This is a genomic window from Lacrimispora sp. 210928-DFI.3.58 (assembly GCF_020554865.1).
Classification (GTDB): domain Bacteria; phylum Bacillota; class Clostridia; order Lachnospirales; family Lachnospiraceae; genus Enterocloster.
On the sequence record NZ_JAJCIC010000091.1, the window covers coordinates 1 to 1,718 of the forward strand.

At 47.2% G+C, this 1,718-nt stretch carries 1 protein-coding gene; it reads right to left on the minus strand.

The window, feature by feature from the left end; genetic code table 11:
* Positions 1-267: 267 nt before the first annotated feature.
* Positions 268-1,563, minus strand: coding sequence for an IS30 family transposase (locus LIZ87_RS22030; protein ID WP_227149223.1), 1,296 nt, complete (start codon positions 1,561-1,563; stop codon positions 268-270).
* Positions 1,564-1,718: the final 155 nt, after the last annotated feature.

Sequence of the window (1,718 nt, forward strand, 5' to 3'; positions counted from 1 at the left end):
TAGTTAAATGAAAAAGTAACCGCACCCCCGCAGAATCCATTGAAAAATCAATGAATTTTGTAAAGATAATCGCAAATAGGCATTGAAATTATCACGGAAGGGCTGGTTATTTTTAGACATTTCTATTATACTGAAAGACAGGGAACATGATGAAAATGGAGCATTTTAGGGCAGCATAAGGGGATGGCTGGGTTACTTTTGCAGAAGTAACTGCCACCCATCTGACAGGGATTTTATGAAGCCTGTGCCCGAAGCGTATGATGCTGTTTACTTGAGCAGTGACGGTTTCAATACCACCTGGTCCGCTGGAATGGGTTCCAGATGGCAGAGCTCCATCAGTTTCCTGTCTAACAGCAGTTGAGCCAGTTCAAACGGGGTATGGCCGTTTAAACTGGCTCTTGCTGTGCTGTTGATATGGTTAGCGATCCGTGTGGCATCCTCCTGCGTAAGAGCCGAAAAGGTACGGCCCTTAGGAAGAATATAGCGGATAAATTCATGATTCTTTTCCAGTCTTCCCTTTTGCCAGGAGGCCATCGGGTCACAGAAGTATAGGCGTGTATGCCCGCCGTCTCCGGTTTCCCGCTCAAAAACCCGTGGATCCTTAAAGGAGGAGCCATTGTCTGTGAGAATCAGGGGGAACAGCCGGGCATAGGTCTCCGGCCCCAGCTTATCATAAAGAAGATCAAAGATCTCCCTGACGTATTCTCTGCGGTCAGCCGGAAGGAGAAAAACAAGCATAAGAAGGCAGTTTCGGAACAGCAAAGTAAGGAATACATTCTCGTTTTTTCCGCCGGCTCCCTCTACCACATCCATTTCCACGACCGGAGTGTCCGGATGCTGCACCATGTAGCTTTCAAAATCTGCATAGGTACGGTTTTCGCGGTATCCTGGGATTTCCACTTCTTTATGATGTTTGTGGCGTGGTTTGTAGCGAACTTTACGCGGCAGATCCAGGTTAATGGCCGTAAAGAGCTTCTGATCAATGTAGTTGTACAAGGTACGCTGGGAACAGCCAATTTCCCCGGCATGTGAGAAATAGATATGAGAAAGGGACTGGCCCTGCTTTAAAAGAGGAGAAACAAGCTTATCCAATTGTTCCAGGGACTCCGGAGACTGGTTGATACCGCTGCGGGAAGAGGACTTGACTTCATGATAGGCGTCATCCGCATATTTGGCCCGATAAAAAAAGAAATCATGGGAACAGGACCGGAGCTTTGGGCATTTATTGCAGACATAGGGCGGTTTTTTCAGCAGCTCACATACCTTCGGAGAAAAGTCTTTACAGTAGAGCGTACAGCGCTTGCTGCGGCATTTGGAGCAGAGCGAATCACACCGCGGATTGCCACAGAGGGATTTGACCGTACAGGACTCCAAATGCTCACATTCTGACCGTTTCCGTGTCAATTCATTTGAATAATGGACAACAACCGAACGATGGCTGCGTATTTCCCTGGAAATGGTAGAGGGATATTTGCCCAGCTCTTTTGCGATCTGGGAGAAGCTTTTCCCTTCCCCCAGCATGGCTTCAATTCGGATACGATCAGAGAGAGTTAAATGTTTCATAGGAACCTCCAGTCTGCTTCGGGCTGCAGACAAGTCTATCATACCTCATTGCAGGACTAAATGCCATCCCATCTTTTGCAGGACTTACTGCAGTCCCTAACGCAATAGAAGGGGCTTATTGATGGCAAAACTTGCAATTACTTTTTCATTTAACC

Bases quoted from the DNA above. Each gene is read 5' to 3' on its own strand.
- LIZ87_RS22030 (WP_227149223.1), bottom strand. From the start codon at position 1,563: ATGAAACATTTAACTCTCTCTGATCGTATCCGAATTGAAGCCATGCTG.